The sequence below is a fragment of the Microbacterium sp. SLBN-111 genome, assembly GCF_049739645.1.
Taxonomy (GTDB): Bacteria; Actinomycetota; Actinomycetes; order Actinomycetales; family Microbacteriaceae; genus Microbacterium.
Genome location: NZ_JBMGQH010000001.1, coordinates 3,319,386 through 3,336,550, shown reverse-complemented (window position 1 = coordinate 3,336,550; position 17,165 = coordinate 3,319,386). Strand labels below are relative to the sequence as shown.

16 protein-coding genes and 4 tRNA genes are annotated in these 17,165 nt (G+C 69.4%); 9 read left to right on the top strand and 11 right to left on the bottom strand.

The features are described from left to right. Both RKD05_RS15575 and thrS read right to left on the bottom strand, forming a co-directional pair. Nucleotides 1-567: an HIT family protein gene (locus RKD05_RS15575; RefSeq protein WP_424711243.1), complete on the bottom strand. Its 567-nt coding sequence runs from the start codon at nucleotides 565-567 to the stop codon at nucleotides 1-3. Next, entirely contained in the window at nucleotides 564-2,573 is a 2,010-nt protein-coding gene (gene thrS / locus RKD05_RS15570; RefSeq protein ID WP_424711241.1) for a threonine--tRNA ligase, read from the bottom strand. Before thrS ends, RKD05_RS15575 begins: the two co-directional genes overlap by 4 nt. 81 nt (nucleotides 2,574-2,654) lie before the next feature. On the opposite strand from thrS, the gene RKD05_RS15565 reads away from it, so the two are divergent. Continuing rightward, nucleotides 2,655-3,803 (top strand): SLC13 family permease, encoded by a 1,149-nt coding sequence (locus tag RKD05_RS15565; protein WP_424711239.1) that lies wholly within the window; start codon nucleotides 2,655-2,657, stop codon nucleotides 3,801-3,803. Between the two features lie 66 nt (nucleotides 3,804-3,869). Here RKD05_RS15565 and RKD05_RS15560 read toward each other — a convergent pair whose 3' ends face one another. Both RKD05_RS15560 and RKD05_RS15555 read right to left on the bottom strand, forming a co-directional pair. Further along, nucleotides 3,870-4,253 carry an ATP-dependent DNA ligase gene (locus RKD05_RS15560; RefSeq protein WP_424711237.1) on the bottom strand — a complete coding sequence of 128 codons (384 nt, stop codon included), beginning with the start codon at nucleotides 4,251-4,253 and terminating at the stop codon, nucleotides 3,870-3,872. A 160-nt stretch (nucleotides 4,254-4,413) separates the two neighbouring features. Further along, nucleotides 4,414-4,827, bottom strand: a complete 414-nt coding sequence (locus tag RKD05_RS15555; RefSeq protein WP_424711235.1) for a PPOX class F420-dependent oxidoreductase — start codon at nucleotides 4,825-4,827, stop codon at nucleotides 4,414-4,416. A gap of 170 nt (nucleotides 4,828-4,997) precedes the next feature. Here RKD05_RS15555 and RKD05_RS15550 point away from each other — a divergent pair, with 170 nt between their 5' ends. Then, nucleotides 4,998-5,357 (top strand): hypothetical protein, encoded by a 360-nt coding sequence (locus tag RKD05_RS15550; RefSeq protein WP_424711234.1) that lies wholly within the window; start codon nucleotides 4,998-5,000, stop codon nucleotides 5,355-5,357. A gap of 57 nt (nucleotides 5,358-5,414) precedes the next feature. Here the strand turns inward: RKD05_RS15550 and RKD05_RS15545 are convergent. The 3 genes from RKD05_RS15545 to RKD05_RS15535 form a co-directional block, all read right to left on the bottom strand. Continuing rightward, a tRNA-Val gene (locus tag RKD05_RS15545) sits at nucleotides 5,415-5,489 on the bottom strand. A 27-nt stretch (nucleotides 5,490-5,516) separates the two neighbouring features. After that, a tRNA-Cys gene (locus tag RKD05_RS15540) sits at nucleotides 5,517-5,587 on the bottom strand. 64 nt (nucleotides 5,588-5,651) lie between these two features. Beyond that, a tRNA-Gly gene (locus RKD05_RS15535) sits at nucleotides 5,652-5,724 on the bottom strand. A gap of 152 nt (nucleotides 5,725-5,876) precedes the next feature. Here RKD05_RS15535 and RKD05_RS15530 point away from each other — a divergent pair. After that, nucleotides 5,877-5,952, top strand: a tRNA-Val gene (locus RKD05_RS15530). Nucleotides 5,953-6,089: 137 nt separating this feature from the next. Here RKD05_RS15530 and RKD05_RS15525 read toward each other — a convergent pair. From RKD05_RS15525 to zapE, 3 genes are all read right to left on the bottom strand, one after another. Beyond that, on the bottom strand, nucleotides 6,090-6,644 hold the full coding sequence (locus tag RKD05_RS15525) for a type II toxin-antitoxin system PemK/MazF family toxin (protein ID WP_424711233.1): 555 nt from the start codon (nucleotides 6,642-6,644) through the stop codon (nucleotides 6,090-6,092). A 98-nt stretch (nucleotides 6,645-6,742) separates the two neighbouring features. Next, the gene (locus RKD05_RS15520) at nucleotides 6,743-8,011 is read right to left on the bottom strand and encodes an ammonium transporter (RefSeq protein ID WP_424711232.1); all 1,269 of its coding nucleotides are present in this window, start codon (nucleotides 8,009-8,011) and stop codon (nucleotides 6,743-6,745) included. A 168-nt stretch (nucleotides 8,012-8,179) separates the two neighbouring features. Next, nucleotides 8,180-9,217, bottom strand: coding sequence for a cell division protein ZapE (zapE, locus tag RKD05_RS15515; RefSeq protein ID WP_424711230.1), 1,038 nt, complete (start codon nucleotides 9,215-9,217; stop codon nucleotides 8,180-8,182). Between the two features lie 117 nt (nucleotides 9,218-9,334). Between zapE and RKD05_RS15510 the strand changes: the two genes are divergently transcribed. Together RKD05_RS15510 and RKD05_RS15505 are read left to right on the top strand one after the other, a co-directional pair. Then, nucleotides 9,335-10,237, top strand: coding sequence for a sulfurtransferase (locus RKD05_RS15510; RefSeq protein ID WP_424711228.1), 903 nt, complete (start codon nucleotides 9,335-9,337; stop codon nucleotides 10,235-10,237). Nucleotides 10,238-10,271: 34 nt separating this feature from the next. Beyond that, nucleotides 10,272-10,712 (top strand): SufE family protein, encoded by a 441-nt coding sequence (locus RKD05_RS15505; protein ID WP_424711226.1) that lies wholly within the window; start codon nucleotides 10,272-10,274, stop codon nucleotides 10,710-10,712. A 4-nt stretch (nucleotides 10,713-10,716) separates the two neighbouring features. Here the strand turns inward: RKD05_RS15505 and RKD05_RS15500 are convergent, their stop codons facing one another. Beyond that, nucleotides 10,717-11,925: an alpha/beta hydrolase family protein gene (locus RKD05_RS15500; RefSeq protein ID WP_424711225.1), complete on the bottom strand. Its 1,209-nt coding sequence runs from the start codon at nucleotides 11,923-11,925 to the stop codon at nucleotides 10,717-10,719. A 25-nt stretch (nucleotides 11,926-11,950) separates the two neighbouring features. Between RKD05_RS15500 and RKD05_RS15495 the strand changes: the two genes are divergently transcribed. The 4 genes from RKD05_RS15495 (at nucleotide 11,951) to RKD05_RS15480 (ending at nucleotide 17,145) form a co-directional block, all read left to right on the top strand. Continuing rightward, the gene (locus tag RKD05_RS15495; protein WP_022879072.1) at nucleotides 11,951-12,541 is read left to right on the top strand and encodes a DUF3000 domain-containing protein; all 591 of its coding nucleotides are present in this window, start codon (nucleotides 11,951-11,953) and stop codon (nucleotides 12,539-12,541) included. Continuing rightward, nucleotides 12,534-13,730, top strand: a complete 1,197-nt coding sequence (locus tag RKD05_RS15490) for a ribonuclease D (protein ID WP_424711223.1) — start codon at nucleotides 12,534-12,536, stop codon at nucleotides 13,728-13,730. Before RKD05_RS15495 ends, RKD05_RS15490 begins: the two co-directional genes overlap by 8 nt. Nucleotides 13,731-13,801: 71 nt before the next feature. After that, the gene (locus RKD05_RS15485) at nucleotides 13,802-15,010 is read left to right on the top strand and encodes a thiolase family protein (protein ID WP_424711222.1); all 1,209 of its coding nucleotides are present in this window, start codon (nucleotides 13,802-13,804) and stop codon (nucleotides 15,008-15,010) included. Beyond that, complete coding sequence (locus tag RKD05_RS15480; RefSeq protein ID WP_424711221.1) at nucleotides 15,007-17,145, top strand: 3-hydroxyacyl-CoA dehydrogenase NAD-binding domain-containing protein; 2,139 nt, start codon at nucleotides 15,007-15,009, stop codon at nucleotides 17,143-17,145. The genes RKD05_RS15485 and RKD05_RS15480 overlap by 4 nt, the downstream gene beginning before the upstream one ends. The last annotated feature ends 20 nt before the right edge of the window (nucleotides 17,146-17,165 follow it).

Below are 17,165 nucleotides of genomic sequence, written 5' to 3'. Positions count from 1 at the left end.
TCAGGCGTTCCAGGCGTCGGCGACCGTGCGGCGCACATCGCCGAGCAGCTGCGGCAGCGCCTTCGTCTTCGCGATGATCGGGAAGAAGTTCGCGTCCGACGCCCACCGCGGAACGATGTGCTGATGCAGGTGCGCGTCGACGCCGGCACCGGCGATCGCACCCTGGTTCATACCGAGATTGAACCCGTCGCAGCGCGAGACCGCCCGGAGCACCCGCATTCCCCGCTGCGTCAGCGCGCCGATCTCCGCGACCTCTTCGTCGGTCGCCTGGTCGTAGGTCGCGATGTGGCGGTACGGGCACACGAGCAGATGCCCGGAGTTGTACGGGAACAGATTCAGCAGCACGTACGCGCTCTTCCCCCGCGCGACGATCAGGCCGTCCTCATCGGACTTCCCCGGAGCCGCGCAGAACGGGCAGTTCTGCTCCATCGGCTCGCGCCCGGCCTGGATGTAAGCCATGCGGTGCGGGGTCCACAGGCGCTGGAACTCGTCGGGCACCCCCGGGAGGTCCGCGGCCGCGACGATTTCGACGTCGTCGGCCGCGGAGGCATCCGGTTCGGTCGTCACGCCAGATCCTCGGCGGTGTCGACGAGCGCCTTCGTCGCGATCGCGCCGGTGATGCGCGCGACGGCCTCGTCGACCGGGATGCCGTTGAGCTGCGTGCCGTCGCGGAAGCGGAACGACACCGTGCCACCGGCCCGGTCGGCCTCGCCCGCGATGAGCTGCAGCGGCACCTTCTGGGTGGTGTGCGTGCGGATCTTCTTCTGCATGCGGTCGTCGCTGTGGTCGACCTCGGCGCGCACGCCCTTCGCACGGAGCTCCGCGACGATGCCGTCGAGGTACTCGCCGTACTCCGCGGCCACGGGCACCGCCACGACCTGTACGGGCGAGAGCCACACCGGGAACGCACCGGCGTAGTGCTCGAGCAGGATCGCGAAGAAGCGCTCCACCGAGCCGAACAGCGCGCGGTGGATCATGACCGGGCGATGCTTCTCGCCGTCGGGTCCGGTGTACTCGAGCTCGAAGCGCTCGGGCTGGTTGAAGTCGAGCTGGATCGTCGACATCTGCCAGGTGCGGCCGATCGCGTCGCGCGCCTGCACCGAGATCTTCGGGCCGTAGAACGCCGCACCACCCGGATCGGGCACGAGCTCGAGGCCGGAGGCCTCGGCGACCTCGCGGAGGGTCTCGGTCGCCTCGGTCCACAGCGCGTCGTCGCCGATGAACTTGGGGTTGCCTTCCTCCTTCGTCGACAGCTCGAGGTAGAAGTCGTGCAGACCGTAGTCGCGCAGCGTCTGCAGGACGAAGTCGAGGCTGTGAGTCAGCTCGCCCTTCACCTGGTCCGCGGTGACGTAGATGTGCGTGTCGTCCTGCGTCATGCCGCGCACGCGGGTCAGGCCCGAGAGCGTGCCGCTCTTCTCGTAGCGGTAGACCGACCCGAACTCGCTCAGACGCAGCGGCAGCTCGCGGTAGCTGCGTCCGCGCGAACGGAAGATCAGGTTGTGGAACGGGCAGTTCATGGGCTTCAGGTAGTACTCCTGGCCCTCGCGCGTCACGTGGCCGTCGGCATCCACGACCTCGTCGAGCGTCATCGGGGGGTACATGCCGTCGGCGTACCACTGCAGGTGGCCGCTCGTGATGAACAGGTCGCCCTTGGTGATGTGCGGCGTGTTCACCACCTGGTAGCCGCTGGCGAGCAGCTGCTCGCGCATGTACCGCTCGATCTCGTAGCGGATGATTCCGCCCTTGGGGTGGAAGACGCTCAGGCCCGGGCCGATCTCGTCGGGGAACGAGAAGAGGTCGAGTTCCTTGCCGAGCTTGCGGTGGTCGCGCTTGGCGGCCTCCTCGAGTCGGTGCTGGTAGGCGCGCAGATCGTCCTTGGTCGCCCACGCGGTGCCGTAGATGCGCTGCAGCTGCGGGTTCTTCTCGCTGCCGCGCCAGTAGGCGCCGGCGATGCGGGTGAGGTCCCAGCCGTTGCCGATCAGGCGCGTGCCGGGGACGTGCGGTCCGCGGCACAGGTCTTTCCAGACGGTCTCGCCGTCGCGGTTCACGTTGTCGTAGATCGTCAGTTCGCCGGCGCCGACCTCGACGTTCGCACCCTCGGCGGCCTCGGCGGACCCGCCCTTGAGGCCGATGAGCTCGAGCTTGAACGGCTCGTCGGCGAGTTCGGCGCGGGCCTCGTCGTCGGTGACGACGCGACGCACGAAGCGCTGGTTCTCGCGGACGATCCGCTCCATCTCCTTCTTGATGACCTTCAGGTCTTCGGGAGTGAACGGGTCGTCGACCTGGAAGTCGTAGTAGAAGCCGTCGGTGACGGGCGGTCCGATGCCGAGGTTCGCCTGGGGCTTCACGCGCTGAACGGCCTGCGCGAGCACGTGCGCCGTCGAGTGCCGCAGGATCGACAGGCCCTCCGGGCTGTCGATCGTCACCGGCTCGATCCGGTCGTGCACGTGGACGGTCGTCGCGAGGTCTTTGAGCTCACCGTTCACGCGCAGGGCGACGACCGAACGGTCGGGGAAGAGGGCGAAGCCGTCGGCGGGGTAGGTCTGCTCCGACGGCAGGGCGGCATCAGTCAAGGCGGTCTCCTGGATGGGTCGATTCCAGGCTACCCGCCGGGCGTGGCCTCGACGGCACGCGCAGTGCCGCATAGTGGAGCGGTGACTCTGGCCATCATCGGCGGCGTGCTGTGGATCCTCGGCATCATCGCTCTTCTCGTCGGCATCTTCCCCGCCGACCAGGCTCTCGCCGTCGCCGACCGCGTCTGGCCCATCCTGCTGTTCGTCGTCGCGGTCACGATCGTGGCGGAGCTGGCATCCAAGGCGGGGTTGTTCGATGTCGTGGCCGCCCGCCTCGCCCGGATCGCCCGGGGGCGCACGGTCTGGCTGTGGGTGCTCGTGGTCGCGCTGGCCACCGTCGCGACAGCCTTCCTCTCCCTCGACACGACCGCGGTGCTCCTCACCCCGGTCGTGGTGGCCATGGCGGTCGCGCGCAAGCTCGACCCGCTGCCGTTCGCGTTCGTCACGGTGGTGCTCGCGAACACCGCGTCGCTCGTGCTGCCGGTGTCGAACCTCACGAACCTGCTGGCATCCGATGCTCTCGGCGGGCACGACCCCGTCGCCTTCCTCGCCCTGCTCGGGCCGTCGGCGCTGATCGCGATCGCGGTGTCGGTGGCGGTCCTGACGGCGGTGTTCCTCCGGAAGCTGCCGAAGACCTACCCGGATGCCGCCTCCCCCGCCGTCGCGGATCCGGTCCTGCTGCGCGTGTCCGCGATCGTCACCGTGGCGCTTCTGCCGTTGCTGGTGATCGGACTGGATCCGTGGATGCCGGCCCTCGCGGCCGCGGTGGTGCTCGTCGTCGCGTTCGCCGTTCGTGCGCCGCGGGCACTCGGCATCCGTCTCGTGCCCTGGTCGCTGCTGGTGTTCGCGGGCGGGCTGTTCCTCGCCGTCGGAGCGCTGGAGGCGCTGGGGATCGGGCGCGTGACGTCGGTGCTCGCCGGGTCCGGCGACGATCTCGTGTCGCTGTGGCAGCTGGCCGGCGTCGGCGCTCTCGCGGCGAACGGGATCAACAACCTTCCGGCCTACCTCGCGATGGAGTCGGTCGCGGGCTCGCCCGTCCGCCTCGCGGCGCTGCTGATCGGCGTGAACGCCGGGCCGATCGTGACGCCGTGGGCGTCGCTGGCCACGCTGCTGTGGCACGACCGTCTCGTCGCCGCCGGCGTCGAGGTGCGGTGGAGCCGGTTCATTCTGCTGGGTGCCGTCATCGCGCCGCTGATCCTCGTGCTGGCCGTCCTGCCGCTGACGCTCTGACGTCAGCTCTCGTACGCGCGACCCCGGGTTTTGCGACGTTCGATGAGCCGTGTCGTCATGCCCGAGTCACGCGCGGGAGACCAGCGGGGACTGCTCGTTCGGAACCTCACGGAAGACCATCTCCTCGCGGTGCGGGGTCTCACGCACCGTCGAGTCTTCGGGTTCGGGCACGACGTAGAGACCCCGACCCGAGTTCGCGTTGTACGTGAGGGCGTGCAGCCACGTATTGCTGAGCTGCGGATTGCGGCTGCCGTGGTACTTGAACACCATCGACACGTTCGGGTGGACATAGACCGTCGTGCGGCCGCCGCCGGTGCTGATGTCGTCCTTCCACGTGAACGGGAAGCTCTCGCCGCGCCGCACCTTGGCCATGATGACGGCCTGCAGGTGCGCGAGGAGACGGTCCTCGAAATCGACCTTGATGTTGCCGTCGTAAATGAACTTGCCCATGGAAACCTCCGAACGGCACCCCCGGAACCGCGCATTCCTGGCGAGAAATGACGAACGCGGGAAAGGGGGGATGCCGCCTCTGTCACCGGCAACATCTCGCGATTCGCCCCGAAACGCAAACCCACTTGCCTCCGGGACGTTTCGGGTCTATTCGCGCGCGTCAGGCTTCGCGGGAGATCCGGAGGATGACGCGATCGCCAGGGCGACGCTGGACGCGCCGCAGGAAAGCCTCGAATCCGGTGATGGCGCGGAACTGCCATCCGTACTTCCGACGGAGGGCGGCGTCGGCGGGGCGATCGTCGGTGCTCGGGCCGGCGATGCGCGCGTGCGCCTCCACCCGAATGGCATCCGGGGCCACCGCGCCCATGCGCGAGCAGGGGCGGAGCGTCACGCGAGCATCGTTACGCACGCGCTTGACCTTGCCGGTGTTCCGCTCGGTCGTCACGACGAGTTCGTCGCCGTCCCGGGCGATCCACACCGGTGTCGCCACCTCTTCCCCGTTTCTGCGGAACGTTCCGAGCGAGACGAAAGGCGAGGCGGCGATTTCGCGCCACAGGGTGTCGGAAACCGTCATTTCACTACCGTATCGGGCGCCCGGATTGCTGCATTGCAGCTTGCGACGCGTCGGTCCCAGCCTGCTCAGTGCTCACTCTTAGGAAACCGGGAGCATTGTTCACACGTTCGGAACACAGCGTACGTGTTTACTTCCGATGTACCTGTCACCCTCGGAACGAGGAGGTTCGCATGTCTCGCCGCCACATCGCGACCCACGCCTACGACTTTCGTCGGGGATGGGTCCGCGTCCCGCCGACCGGAGTCACGGCGGACTACGCCCTCCAGCTTCGCGATGAGGGTTTCACGATCGTGCGCTCCCGTCGAGGATGGTTCGGCATGCGGGAACTTCCGGTGAGCTGGTACATCCCGCGCTCAGACGCCGGTACCGCGAACGTGACCGAATCGGATGCCTCGCCCGAGGCGCCGTCGACCACGCTCCGCCAGCGCGTCGACCTCGGGACGGATGCCGCACCCGAGGCGACCGTGCCCGATCCCGCGACCCCGCCCACGCGGCGTGCACGGCAACGCGCGGACGACAGCGGCGAGTGAGTCGCGGCGGGGGTCCGGATACACGAAAACCCCCGGCCGGGCCGAGGGTTCCTGTGGTGGTGCGCGATACTGGGATCGAACCAGTGACCTCTTCCGTGTCAGGGAAGCGCGCTACCGCTGCGCCAATCGCGCCTATGAAAGGCTGTTCAGTTGTAGGCGAGGTGGCGACGGGATTCGAACCCGTGTAAACGGCTTTGCAGGCCGGTGCCTAGCCGCTCGGCCACGCCACCGTGTGTGGTTCGACCCACGTGTCGTGATCTCCCGGCCGAAGCCTGACGGTGATCTTCACACTCGAGCGGATGACGAGACTCGAACTCGCGACCCCAACCTTGGCAAGGTTGTGCGCTACCAACTGCGCTACATCCGCATTTCGTTCCCGGGGCTTGCCCCGAGCACTCGTAAGACATTACCCGATTTCGGGGCACGTGCAAAACCAGACGCGCCCCGCGCGTGTCCTCTCTCGCGGTCGGTGGAGCCCTCACGGATCGGGTAAGGTAGTCGAGTCCCGTTCGGGACGAGGGGCGATTGGCGCAGTTGGTAGCGCGCTTCCTTCACACGGAAGAGGTCGTCGGTTCGAGTCCGGCATCGCCCACCACCAGCCCCCGGTTCGCCGGGGGCTTCGTCGTTCTCCGGGATTCCCCGCAGCGAGACGGCATCCGCCTGACAACTTCCCCGCGGCGCGCGGCGGTTTCGTCACGCGCCTGCAGTCTCGCGGCCAGGCGGGCGCCGGAGTCAGCTCAGCGTCCAGCCGTAGCGGGACCGGAGAGCGGATGCCACGCCCTCGAAGCGACGCCGATCCAGTGCCGCGGCCTCGCGGCGCATACCGGCGTCGTGCACGAGGTAGAGCTGCTCGATGTCGACCCAGGACGGGCGGCCCTGCGGGTCCCACTCCCCCGTCCCCAGCGCCAGGTAGTCGCGGTCGCCGGCGTGCGGCTTGCTGGTCAGGCGCACGGCGTAGGAGCGGGTGGCATCCGCTCGTCCGATGATGAGCACCGGGCGGTCCTTGCCGCGGCCGTCGCGCTCCTCGTAGGGCACCCACGTCCACACGATCTCGCCGCCGTCGGGCGCACCGTCGCGCTGGGGCGCGTATGCGAGCGTCAGACGCCGCGGCGGGGCGATCTCGACGGTCGCCGTCTCACCGGAGCCCTCGCCGGGCCTGAGCGTCGTGGAGGCACCCGCGCCCTGGCTGGGCCTGAGCCTCGCGGAGGGGCTCCGCGGCGGCCGCGACGGGGTGGAGGGCCGGAAGGCGCGCAGCAGGGCGGACACGAGGCGTGAGGCGGTTCCCATACCCACACCCTAGGCATCGCGCCCACCGGTCCCCGCGCGCACGAAGAACGGGGCGCCACGGACGAATCCGTGACGCCCCGTTCTCTGGGGAGTGCGTATCAGCGGGCGTCGGTGAGGACGTAGCCCTCTTCACCGTGCACGACGGTGTCGATACCGGCGATCTCGTCTTCGTTCTTCACGCGGAAGCCGATCGTCTTCTCGATTGCGAAACCGATGACGAAGGCGAGCACGAAGGAGTAGATGAGGACCGTGAAGGCCGCGATCGCCTGCACGAGCAGCTGCGTGAACTGGCCGCTGTAGATGAGGCCCGTGCCGTTGGCGAAGAAGCCCAGGTACAGGGTTCCGATCAGACCACCGACGAGGTGGACGCCCACGACGTCGAGCGAGTCGTCGAAGCCGAGCTTGAACTTCAGGTCGACGGCCAGCGCGCAGACCACACCGGCGAGGAGTCCGAGGACGATGGCCCAGAACGGCGTCAGCGAACCGCAGGCGGGGGTGATGGCGACCAGACCGGCGACGGCACCCGAGGCGGCACCGACCGACGTGGGCTTTCCGTCGCGGATCTTCTCGACGATCAGCCAGCTGAGCAGCGCGGCCGCGGGAGCGGCGAGCGTGTTGACGAACGCGAGAGAAGCGGTGTTGTCGGCCGCGAGCTCCGAGCCGGCGTTGAAGCCGAACCAGCCGAACCACAGCAGACCCGCGCCGAGCAGGACGAACGGCGGGTTGTGGGGGACGTGGGCGCCCTTCTGGAAGCCGACGCGCTTGCCGAGGACGAGCGCGAGAGCGAGAGCAGCAGCACCGGCGTTGATGTGGACCGCAGTACCACCGGCGAAGTCGATCGCGCCGACGCCGAAGACGTCCTGCAGACCGTGGGTGATCCAGCCGCCGTACGAGAACGCACCGTCGGCGAGACCGAAGTTGAACACCCAGCTGGCGACCGGGAAGTAGACGATCGTCGACCACAGGAAGGCGAAGATCATCCACGAGCCGAACTTGGCGCGGTCAGCGATGGCGCCCGAGACCAGGGCGACGGTGATGATCGCGAACGTCGCCTGGAACGCGACGAAGGCCAGCGGCGGGTAGGCGGCGCCCTCGGGTGCCTCGAGCAGGCTGGCGAGGCCGAGCTCGTTCCAGTCGATCGTCCAGGGAGCGTTGGTCACGCCGACGTCCGTGGCCGGGAAAGCGATCGCGTAGCCATACAGCACCCACAGGACTCCGATGAGTCCCATGGCGCCGAAGCTCATCATCATCATGCTGATGACGCTCTTGGCCTTGACGAGTCCGCCGTAGAAGAACGCGAGTCCTGGCGTCATGAGCAGCACGAGTGCCGCTCCAATCAGGATGAATGCGGTGTTGCCTTGATCCATCTCGAAGAGAACCTCTCTGAAGGGACGCAGCTGTAGCGTCGGGTCCCCTCAGTGTTCCCAGCCCCGGTTTCCATCGGCGTGGGAATCGTGTTTCGAGCGCGTTACAGCGGCCGGAGTCATGTAAACATCACGTTTCGCGTCGCCGCGAAGCCGCGCTGAAACGGGCGTTCAGGCGTGCGTGAGCGCCACGAGACGTGACACGGCGCGGAGGTACTTCTTCCGATAGCCGCCCGCGAGCATCTCGTCGGAGAACACCGTGTTCAGCGGAATGCCCGTCGCGCGGATCGGGATCTGCGCGTCGTACGCGCGGTCGACGAACGCGACGAGCCGCAGCGCCGCCGACTGGTCGTGCAGCACGTGCACGTCGCGCAGGCCGATCGTGTCGACGCCATCGATGAGGCGGATGAAGCGCGACGGGTGCACGCGCGCGAGGTGCGCCACGACCTCGCCGAACGTGTCGTCGGTCGCGACGCCGCGGGTGGCGGCATCCTGGATCGCCTCCGCGTACTGCTCGTCGGAGAGGACGCGGGCCTCGCCGTCGATGGCGCGCTGGCGGAAGTCGGTGCCGTCGATGCGGATCGTGCGGAAGCTGTCGGCCATCGACTGGATCTCGCGCAGGAAGTCCTGCGCGGCGAAGCGTCCCTCGCCCAGGGCGTTGGGCGGGGTATTGGACGTCGCCGCGAGGCGGGTCCCGGATGCCACGAGCTCACCGAGCAGCCGCGTCATCACCATCGTGTCGCCCGGGTCGTCGAGCTCGAACTCGTCGATGCAGAGGAGATCGGAGCCGCGGAACAGCTCGACCGCCTTCGCGTACCCGAGGACGCCGACGAGCGCGGTGTACTCGATGAAGGAGCCGAAGTACTTCCGGCGGGCGGGCATCGCGTGGTAGATCGACGCGAGCAGGTGGGTCTTGCCGACGCCGAATCCGCCGTCGAGGTACACGCCGGGCTTCACCGGCGGCGTCTTCTCCGCGCGCCGGAAGAAGGCGCCCTTCTTGGCCGGTGCGCTGCGCAGGCTCGCGAACGCCTCGAGCAGCTCCTTCGCCTCCTGCTGCGACGGGTAGGCGGCATCCGCCCGGTACGACTCGAAGGTCGCTCCGTCGAACTGCGGCGGGGGCACGAGAGCGCTCACCATCTCGGCGCCGGAGATGGCGGGCTCGCGATCGACGAGGTGGACGACACCGGTCGTCGAGGGCGTGGAGGTCATGGCCGTCCTGTGTCGCAGTCTTACGGGAAGGTGCCTGCTTCGACGTGGCGGACCTAGGGTCGAAGTGCGGTTTCCACCCTACGCCGCCCGCTCCATCACCCCGACCGAGGAGACATCGTGACCGTCGAGTTCGACACCAGTTCTTCCAAGTTCGCCGCGTACGCCGAGCCCGGCCGTCTCGTGAGCGGCGACTGGCTGCAGGAACGCCTCGGTCAGCCGGGGCTCGTCGTCGTTGAGTCCGACGAAGACGTGCTGCTGTACGAGACGGGCCACATCCCCGGTGCCGTGAAGGTCGACTGGCACACCGAGCTCAACGACCCCGTCGTCCGCGACTACCTCGACGGCGAGGGTTTCGCCGAGCTCCTGAGCCGCAAGGGCATCGCGCGCGACGACACCGTCGTCATCTACGGCGACAAGAACAACTGGTGGGCCGCCTACGCGCTGTGGGTGTTCTCGCTCTTCGGGCACGAGGACGTGCGCCTCCTCGACGGCGGCCGCGACAAGTGGATCGCCGAGGGCCGCCCGATCACGACCGAGCCGACGACCCGCGAGCCGGTCGAGTACCCGATCGTCGAGCGCGACGACACGCTCATCCGCGCCTACAAGGACGACGTGCTCGCCCACCTCGGCAACCCGCTCATCGACGTCCGCTCCCCCGAGGAGTACTCGGGCGAGCGCACCTCCGCCCCCGCCTACCCCGAAGAGGGCGCGCTCCGCGCCGGACACATTCCCAGCGCGCAGAGCGTCCCGTGGGCCAAGGCCGTCGCCGAGGACGGCGGCTTCAAGTCCCGCGAGGAACTGGATGCCATCTACCGTGACGGCGCCGGCCTGAAGGACGGCGACAAGATCGTGGCGTACTGCCGCATCGGTGAGCGCTCGAGCCACACCTGGTTCGTCCTGAAGCACCTGCTCGGCTTCGAGGACGTCCGCAACTACGACGGATCGTGGACCGAGTGGGGCAGCGCGGTGCGCGTGCCGATCGTGTCCGGGTCCGAGCCGGGCGAGGTTCCCGCCCGCTGAGCCCGCGCGTCGCGGGCGTGGGAGACTGACGGTGATGTCCGAGAACACGCTCCCCGCCCGCCTCGCCGAGATCCGCGACGAGTTCCTCGAGCTCGACGAGCCCGACCGTCTGCAGCTCCTCCTGGAGTTCTCGCACGAGCTGCCCGACGTTCCGGCTCAGTACGCGGACCACCCCGAGATGTGCGAACGGGTCGCCGAGTGCCAGTCGCCGGTGTACATCGTGGTCGACGTCGATGACGCCGGCCGCGTGGCGATGCACGCGACGGCGCCGGCCGAGGCCCCCACGACGCGCGGCTTCGCGAGCATCCTGGCGCAGGGACTCACGGGCCTGTCCGCCGAGGAAGTGCTCGCGGTCCCCGACGACTTCCCGCAGAGCATCGGTCTGACGCGTGCGGTGAGCCCGCTGCGCATCGCGGGCATGACCGGCATGCTCATGCGCGCGAAGCGTCAGGTGCGCGCGAAGAGCGCTCGCTGAGGCGTCAGTCCTCCGTCGCGAGTCCCTGAGCGCGCACCCAGTCCTGGATCGCGCGGGTCCAGCGCGTCTCGTCGTAGTTCCACAGCTTGGTGTGGCGCGCGACCGCGAAGGTCTCCATCGTCACGAGATCGGGCCGCGCCTCGGCGAGGGCGTGCGACGCGTCGCTCGGGACGAAGCCGTCGTCGTCGCTGTGCAGGAGCAGGACGGGATGCCGCAGCTCGGCGGCGCGGGCGACGGCATCGAGGCCGTCCAGCGGGATGGCTGATCCGCTGCGCGTGAGGACCGCGCCCCAGTCGGAGCCGAGGATCTGTTGCGCGAACGCGAGGACGACGCCGGGCAGCCGCAGGAGGCGGCTCTGATACCGCAGCACGGTCCGCCAGTCGGCGACCGGCGACTCGAGGACGAGACCTGCGATCACGTCGCGGTGGGGCGACGAGAACTCGGTCTGGAGGACGATCGCGCCGCCCATGGACCACCCCATCAGCAGGATGCGGCGCGCGCCCTGGCGTCGGGCGTACCCGATCGCGGCATCCACGTCCCGCCACTCCGTCGCGCCGAGGGCGTACGTGCCCGTGCGGCTCCTCGGGGCCTCGCCGTCGTTGCGGTACGAGACGAGGAGGCTCGTGATGCCGAGCTCGTGGAACACCGGTACGGCGCGCAGGGCCTCGGAGCGCGTCGTCCCCCGGCCGTGCACCTGGATGACCCACACGTCGCTGTCGACCGCCGCCGGGAATTCCCACGCGGGGCACGGGCCGACCGGTGTGCCGATAAGTGCGTTCCGGTACGGGATCTGCAGATCCTCGGGTTTGTCGTAGTACCAGCCGCTGAAGGCCGCGGCGGGTGCGAGGTGCGCGTCGGCGGGGACGTGGGTCAAGAGCTTGCGGGTCACGCTCGTGCCGTCGTCCTTCACGACGGAGCCGAGTCGGAGGTAGTCGGCGCTCCCGGTGGTGAACAGGCCGTAACGACCGGGCAGAGCCGTGTCGTCGGTGCGGTCGAGGGTGATGGTCTGCGCGGCGGGGTCGAGCCCCCGCAGCCGCACGTCGGGCCGGCGTGCCGCCGGGGTGAGGACCGTGCGAGCCATGCGCAGCGAGACCGCGCCGAGGGCGGTCGCGCTCACCGCGAGAGCGGCGCTGAGGGCGGTGACGGCGATCCGCAGCGGTGCGGCCGCGGGGTGCGGGGCACGGCGCCTCGCGGCGCGCCTGGGAGCGTTCATCGAGGCCTCACTCTAGTCTGTCGGCGTGACTGACCCCCGCTCTCCCGAGGCGGCGACCGCCTTCGCCCGGGCGGCCGACGAGTTGCGCGCGACCGAGTTCCGCGACGATTTCGTCGTGCGCGAGATCCCCTCGCCGTCGGGACTGGCGCCGCAGTCGCTCGCGCTGGCGGGTGACGTGCGCCCGGATGCGCACGCGACGGACTCGCCGTTCGGCACGGGCCGTTTCATCCTGCTCCACGACCCGGAGGAGCCGGAGCCGTGGGGCGGAGCGTGGCGCGTCGTGTGCTTCGCGCAGGCGCCGCTCGAGCCGGAGATCGGAATCGACCCTCTGCTGGCCGAGGTCGCGTGGTCGTGGCTCATCGACGCCCTGGATTCGCGCGGCGCCGAGCGCCACTCCGAATCGGGGACGGCGACCAAGACGCTGTCGACCGGCTTCGGCGCGCTCGCGGCGCAGGGCGAAGGGTCACAGATCGAACTCCGCGCGTCGTGGTCGCCGCGCGGTCCGTTTCGCCCGCACCTGGAGGCGTGGGCTGAGTTGGTCTGCATGCTCGCCGGACTCCCCCCGGGGTCCGAGGGCGTCGCGGTCCTCGGAGCCCGGAGGCCCCCGCGTGGTTGAGTACACCGTCATCGAGGATGCCGCCGGTCTCGCCGCGGCGTCGGAGTCGCTGGCATCCGGGACCGGTCCCGTGGCCGTCGACGTCGAACGCGCGTCGGGGTTCCGGTACTCGCAGCGCGCGTATCTGATCCAGGTCTTCCGGCGCGAGTCCGGGGTGTTCCTGTTCGACCCCTCGACGATCGAGGACTTCTCCCCGCTGCAGGACGCGATCGGCGACGCGGAGTGGGTCTTCCATGCCGCGAGCCAGGACCTTCCGTCACTGCGCGAGCGCGGTCTCGAGCCGCCGGTCATCTTCGACACCGAGCTGGGCGCGCGCCTGCTCGGACACGAGCGCGTCGGTCTCGGCGCGGTCGTCGAGGAGACGCTCGGCATCACGCTCGCCAAGGCGCATTCCGCGGCCGACTGGTCGACGCGTCCGCTGCCGCCGTCCTGGCTCGAGTACGCCGCGCTCGACGTCGAGCACCTCGTCGACGTCCGCGACAAGCTCGCCGCCGAACTCGACGAGCAGGAGAAGTCGGAGTTCGCGCGGCAGGAGTTCCAGGCCGTGCTCGAGCGGCTCCCGAAGCCGCCGCGCGACGACCCGTGGCGTCGCCTCAGCGGGCTCCACACCGTGCGCGGTCGTCGCTCGCTCGCGGTCGCCCGGTCCCTGTGGCAGGCGCGCGAGGACTACGCGCGCGAGCAGGACGTCGCCCCCGGCCGCCTCGTGCCCGACCGTGCGCTGGTCGCGGCGGTGCTGGCGGATCCGCAGAGCAAGCAGGCGCTCGCGGGCGTCAAGGAGTTCAACGGACGCGCGAGCCGCACGCAGCTCGACCGCTGGTGGAACGCGATCGTCGCCGGGCGCGAGTCCACCGACCTGCCGCCGGACCGCGTCCCCAGCGACACGCTGCCGCCGCCCCGCGCGTGGGCCGACCGCAACCCCGAGGCCGACCGCCGGCTCAAGGCCGCGCGACCGGCGGTGGAGGCGCGGGCGGAAGAGCTCCGGATGCCGACCGAGAACCTCCTCACCCCCGAGACGCTGCGCCGCGTGGCGTGGACTCCCCCGACCGAGGTCACCGCCGAGTCGATCTCGGGCGCCCTCGCGGAGCTCGGTGCCCGCCCGTGGCAGATTGAGCAGACTGCACAGGTGATCGCGGATAGCTTTGTAGCTTCCCTCAACGCCGATCCCGACGAGTCGGAACCGACTTCGTAGGTTCGGACAACCGATTCTTCGCGCCGCTGCGCGTTTCCTAGGCTGGCTGCATCCCAAACAATGGAGGCAGAGTGGCCGAGATGTCGGACGTCTTCTTCGTCGACGGTATGCGTACCCCCTTCGGGCGCGCCGGCGAGAAGGGCATGTACTGGAACACCCGCGCGGACGACCTGGTCGTCAAGGCGATCATCGGGTTGATGGAGCGCAACGGCGACGTGCCGAAGGACCGGATCGACGACGTGGCGATCGCCGCGACGTCGCAGACCGGTGACCAGGGCCTCACCCTCGGACGCACGGCGGCGATCCTCGCGGGTCTCCCGATGACGGTGCCGGGACTCGCGGTCGAGCGCATGTGCGCCGGTGCGATGACGAGCGTCACCACGATGGGCGCCTCGATCGGTGTCGGCATGTACGACCTCGCCCTCGCGGGTGGTGTCGAGCACATGGGTCGGCACCCCATCGGGGCCAACGCCGACCCGAACCCGCGCTTCGTCGCCGAGAAGCTCGTCGACCCGGGCGCGCTCAACATGGGCGTGACGGCCGAGCGCATCCACGACCGCTTCCCGCACCTCACGAAGGAGCGTGCGGACCGGTTCGGCATGGCCAGCCAGCATAAGGCGCAGGCCGCGTACGAGGCCGGCAAGTTCCAGCCCGACCTCGTCCCGGTCGCGATCAAGGATGCCGAGGGCGCGTGGGGCCTCGCCACCGAGGACGAGGGACGCCGCCCCGAGACGACCCTCGAGGGTCTGGCATCCCTCAAGACGCCCTTCCGCCCGCACGGTCGCGTGACCGCCGGGACGTCCTCGCCGCTCACGGACGGCGCGACGATCAGCCTGCTCGCGGGCTCCGACGCCGTGAAGGAATTCGGCCTCACGCCCAAGATGCGGATGGTGTCGTTCGCCTTCGCCGGCGTGCAGCCCGAGATCATGGGCATCGGCCCGATCCCCTCGACCGAGAAGGCGCTGAAGAAGGCCGGGCTCACGATCGACGACATCGGTCTGTTCGAGCTCAACGAGGCGTTCGCGATCCAGGTCATCTCGCTGCTCGACCACTTCGGCATCGCCGACGACGACCCGCGCGTGAACCCGTGGGGCGGCGCGATCGCGCTCGGCCACCCGCTCGCGGCATCCGGTGTCCGTCTCATGATCCAGCTCGCCGCGCACTTCGCCGAGCGTCCCGACGTGCGGTACGGCCTCACGGCCATGTGCGTCGGTCTCGGCCAGGGCGGTTCGGTGATCTGGGAGAACCCGTTCTTCGACGGAAAGAAGAAGCGCAAGTGACCGACTACTCCGCGATCGATTTCTCGCCCCTCGACGGACTCAGCGCCGACGAGGTCGTCACCCACTCCCCCGTGCGCGACGTGCGCCTGCCCTCGGGCAACGTGGTCGCGCTCGTGACGCTCGACAACGGCCGCGACCACACCCGCCCGAACACGCTGGGCCCCGCGACCCTCGCCGAGCTCGGGCGTACGCTCGACACGCTGAAGCAGCGGGCCGCGGCCGGAGAGATCCACGCCGTCGCGATCACCGGGAAGCAGTACATCCTGGCCGCCGGCGCCGACCTCTCCGAGGTGGCGAACCTGCCGTCGAAGGACATCGCGCGCCTCATCGCCCAGCGCGGGCACCAGGTGCTCGGCTCGCTGTCCGACCTCGGCGTCCCGTCGTTCGCGTTCGTCAACGGCCTCGCGCTCGGCGGCGGTCTCGAAATCGCGCTGAACTCGACGTACCGCACCGTCGACGCCTCCGCCGCCGCGATCGCGCTGCCCGAGGTCTTCCTCGGCATCATCCCCGGCTGGGGTGGCGCGTACCTGCTGCCGAATCTCATCGGCATCGAGAACGCGCTCGAGGTGGTGGTGTCGAACCCGCTCAAGCAGAACCGGATGCTCAAGCCCCAGCAGGCCTTCGACCTCGGGATCATGGATGCCATCTTCCCGGCGGCGTCCTACCTCGAGGACTCGCTGCGCTGGGCCGACGGCGTCCTTACGGGCCGCGTCAAGGTCGAGCGGGAGAACGAGCCGGGCAAGATCGAGCGCCTCACGAAGTGGCCGATCGCGATCAAGGTCGCGCGCGGCATGCTCGAGTCCAAGATCGGCACGGTCCCCCGCTCCCCCTACGTCGCGCTCGATCTGCTCGACAAGGCCAAGAGCGGCACGAAGGCCGAGGGCTTCGCGCGCGAGGACGAGGCTCTCGCCGACCTCATCGCGGGCGACCAGTTCGCGGCATCCATGTATGCCTTCGACCTCGTCCAGAAGCGTGCGAAGCGGCCGGTCGGCGCCCCCGACAAGACCCTGGCGAAGAAGGTCACGAAGGTCGGCGTGATCGGTGCGGGCCTCATGGCCTCGCAGTTCGCGCTGCTGTTCGTGCGGAAGCTGCGGGTGCCCGTCGTCATCACAGACCTCGATCAGGGACGCGTCGACAAGGGCGTGGCATCCATCCGCGAAGAGATCGGGAAGCTCGAGGCGAAGGGGCGACTCGACGCCGACACCGCGAACCAGTTGCGCGCGCTCGTGCACGGCACGACCGACCGCGGAGAGTTCGCCGACTGCGACTTCGTCATCGAGGCCGTGTTCGAAGAGGTGGGCGTCAAGCAGGAGGTGTTCTCGGCGATCGAGAAGATCGTCGCCGAGGACACGATCCTCGCCACCAACACCTCGTCGCTGTCGGTCGCCGAGATCGGTTCGGCGCTCGAGCACCCCGAGCGGCTCGTCGGCTTCCACTTCTTCAACCCCGTCGCGGTCATGCCGCTCATCGAGGTCGTGAGAACGGATGCCACCTCCGACGCCGCGCTGTCCACGGCGTTCGTCGTGGCCAAGGGCCTCGGCAAGAACGCGGTGCTGACCGCGGACGCGCCCGGGTTCGTCGTCAACCGACTGCTGGCGAAGGTCATGGGCGAGGCCGCGCGCGCGGTGTACGAGGGCACGCCGATCACGGTCGTGGAGAAGGCGTTCGCGCCGCTCGGGCTGCCGATGGGGCCGTTCCAGCTCATCGACCTCGTCGGCTGGAAGGTCGCCGCGCACGTGCAGGACACGATGGCGGGGGCGTTCCCGGATCGCTTCTTCGCGTCCGAGAACTTCCACGAGCTCGCGGCGCTGCCCGAGGTCGTCGAGAAGGACAAGGGCGGCCGCGTCACCGGCTGGACGAAGGCGGCGCAGAAGGTGCTCGTCACCGGCAAGACGCCGGTCGCGCCCGAGACGATCCTCGGCCGCGTGCAGGACGGTCTCGCGCAGGAGATCAAGATCATGCTCGACGAGGGCGTCGTCCCCGAGGTGCAGGACATCGACCTGTGCCTCATCCTCGGCGCGGGCTGGCCGTTCATCGACGGAGGTGCCTCGCCCTACCTCGACCGCGAGGGGGCGTCGGAGCGCGCCTTCGGCGACACGTTCCACCACCCGCCGATCCGCGGCATCGGAGGCTGACAGACCGACACACGACAGCG

Coding starts and splice junctions, on each gene's coding strand:
- RKD05_RS15550 (WP_424711234.1), top strand. CDS start 4,998: ATGTCTCGCCGCCACATCGCGACCCACGCCTACGACTTTCGTCGGGGA.
- RKD05_RS15525 (WP_424711233.1), bottom strand. CDS start 6,644: ATGGGAACCGCCTCACGCCTCGTGTCCGCCCTGCTGCGCGCCTTCCGG.
- RKD05_RS15500 (WP_424711225.1), bottom strand. CDS start 11,925: ATGAACGCTCCCAGGCGCGCCGCGAGGCGCCGTGCCCCGCACCCCGCG.
- RKD05_RS15505 (WP_424711226.1), top strand. CDS start 10,272: ATGTCCGAGAACACGCTCCCCGCCCGCCTCGCCGAGATCCGCGACGAG.
- RKD05_RS15560 (WP_424711237.1), bottom strand. CDS start 4,253: ATGGGCAAGTTCATTTACGACGGCAACATCAAGGTCGATTTCGAGGAC.
- RKD05_RS15520 (WP_424711232.1), bottom strand. CDS start 8,011: ATGGATCAAGGCAACACCGCATTCATCCTGATTGGAGCGGCACTCGTG.
- RKD05_RS15555 (WP_424711235.1), bottom strand. CDS start 4,827: ATGACGGTTTCCGACACCCTGTGGCGCGAAATCGCCGCCTCGCCTTTC.
- zapE (WP_424711230.1), bottom strand. CDS start 9,217: ATGACCTCCACGCCCTCGACGACCGGTGTCGTCCACCTCGTCGATCGC.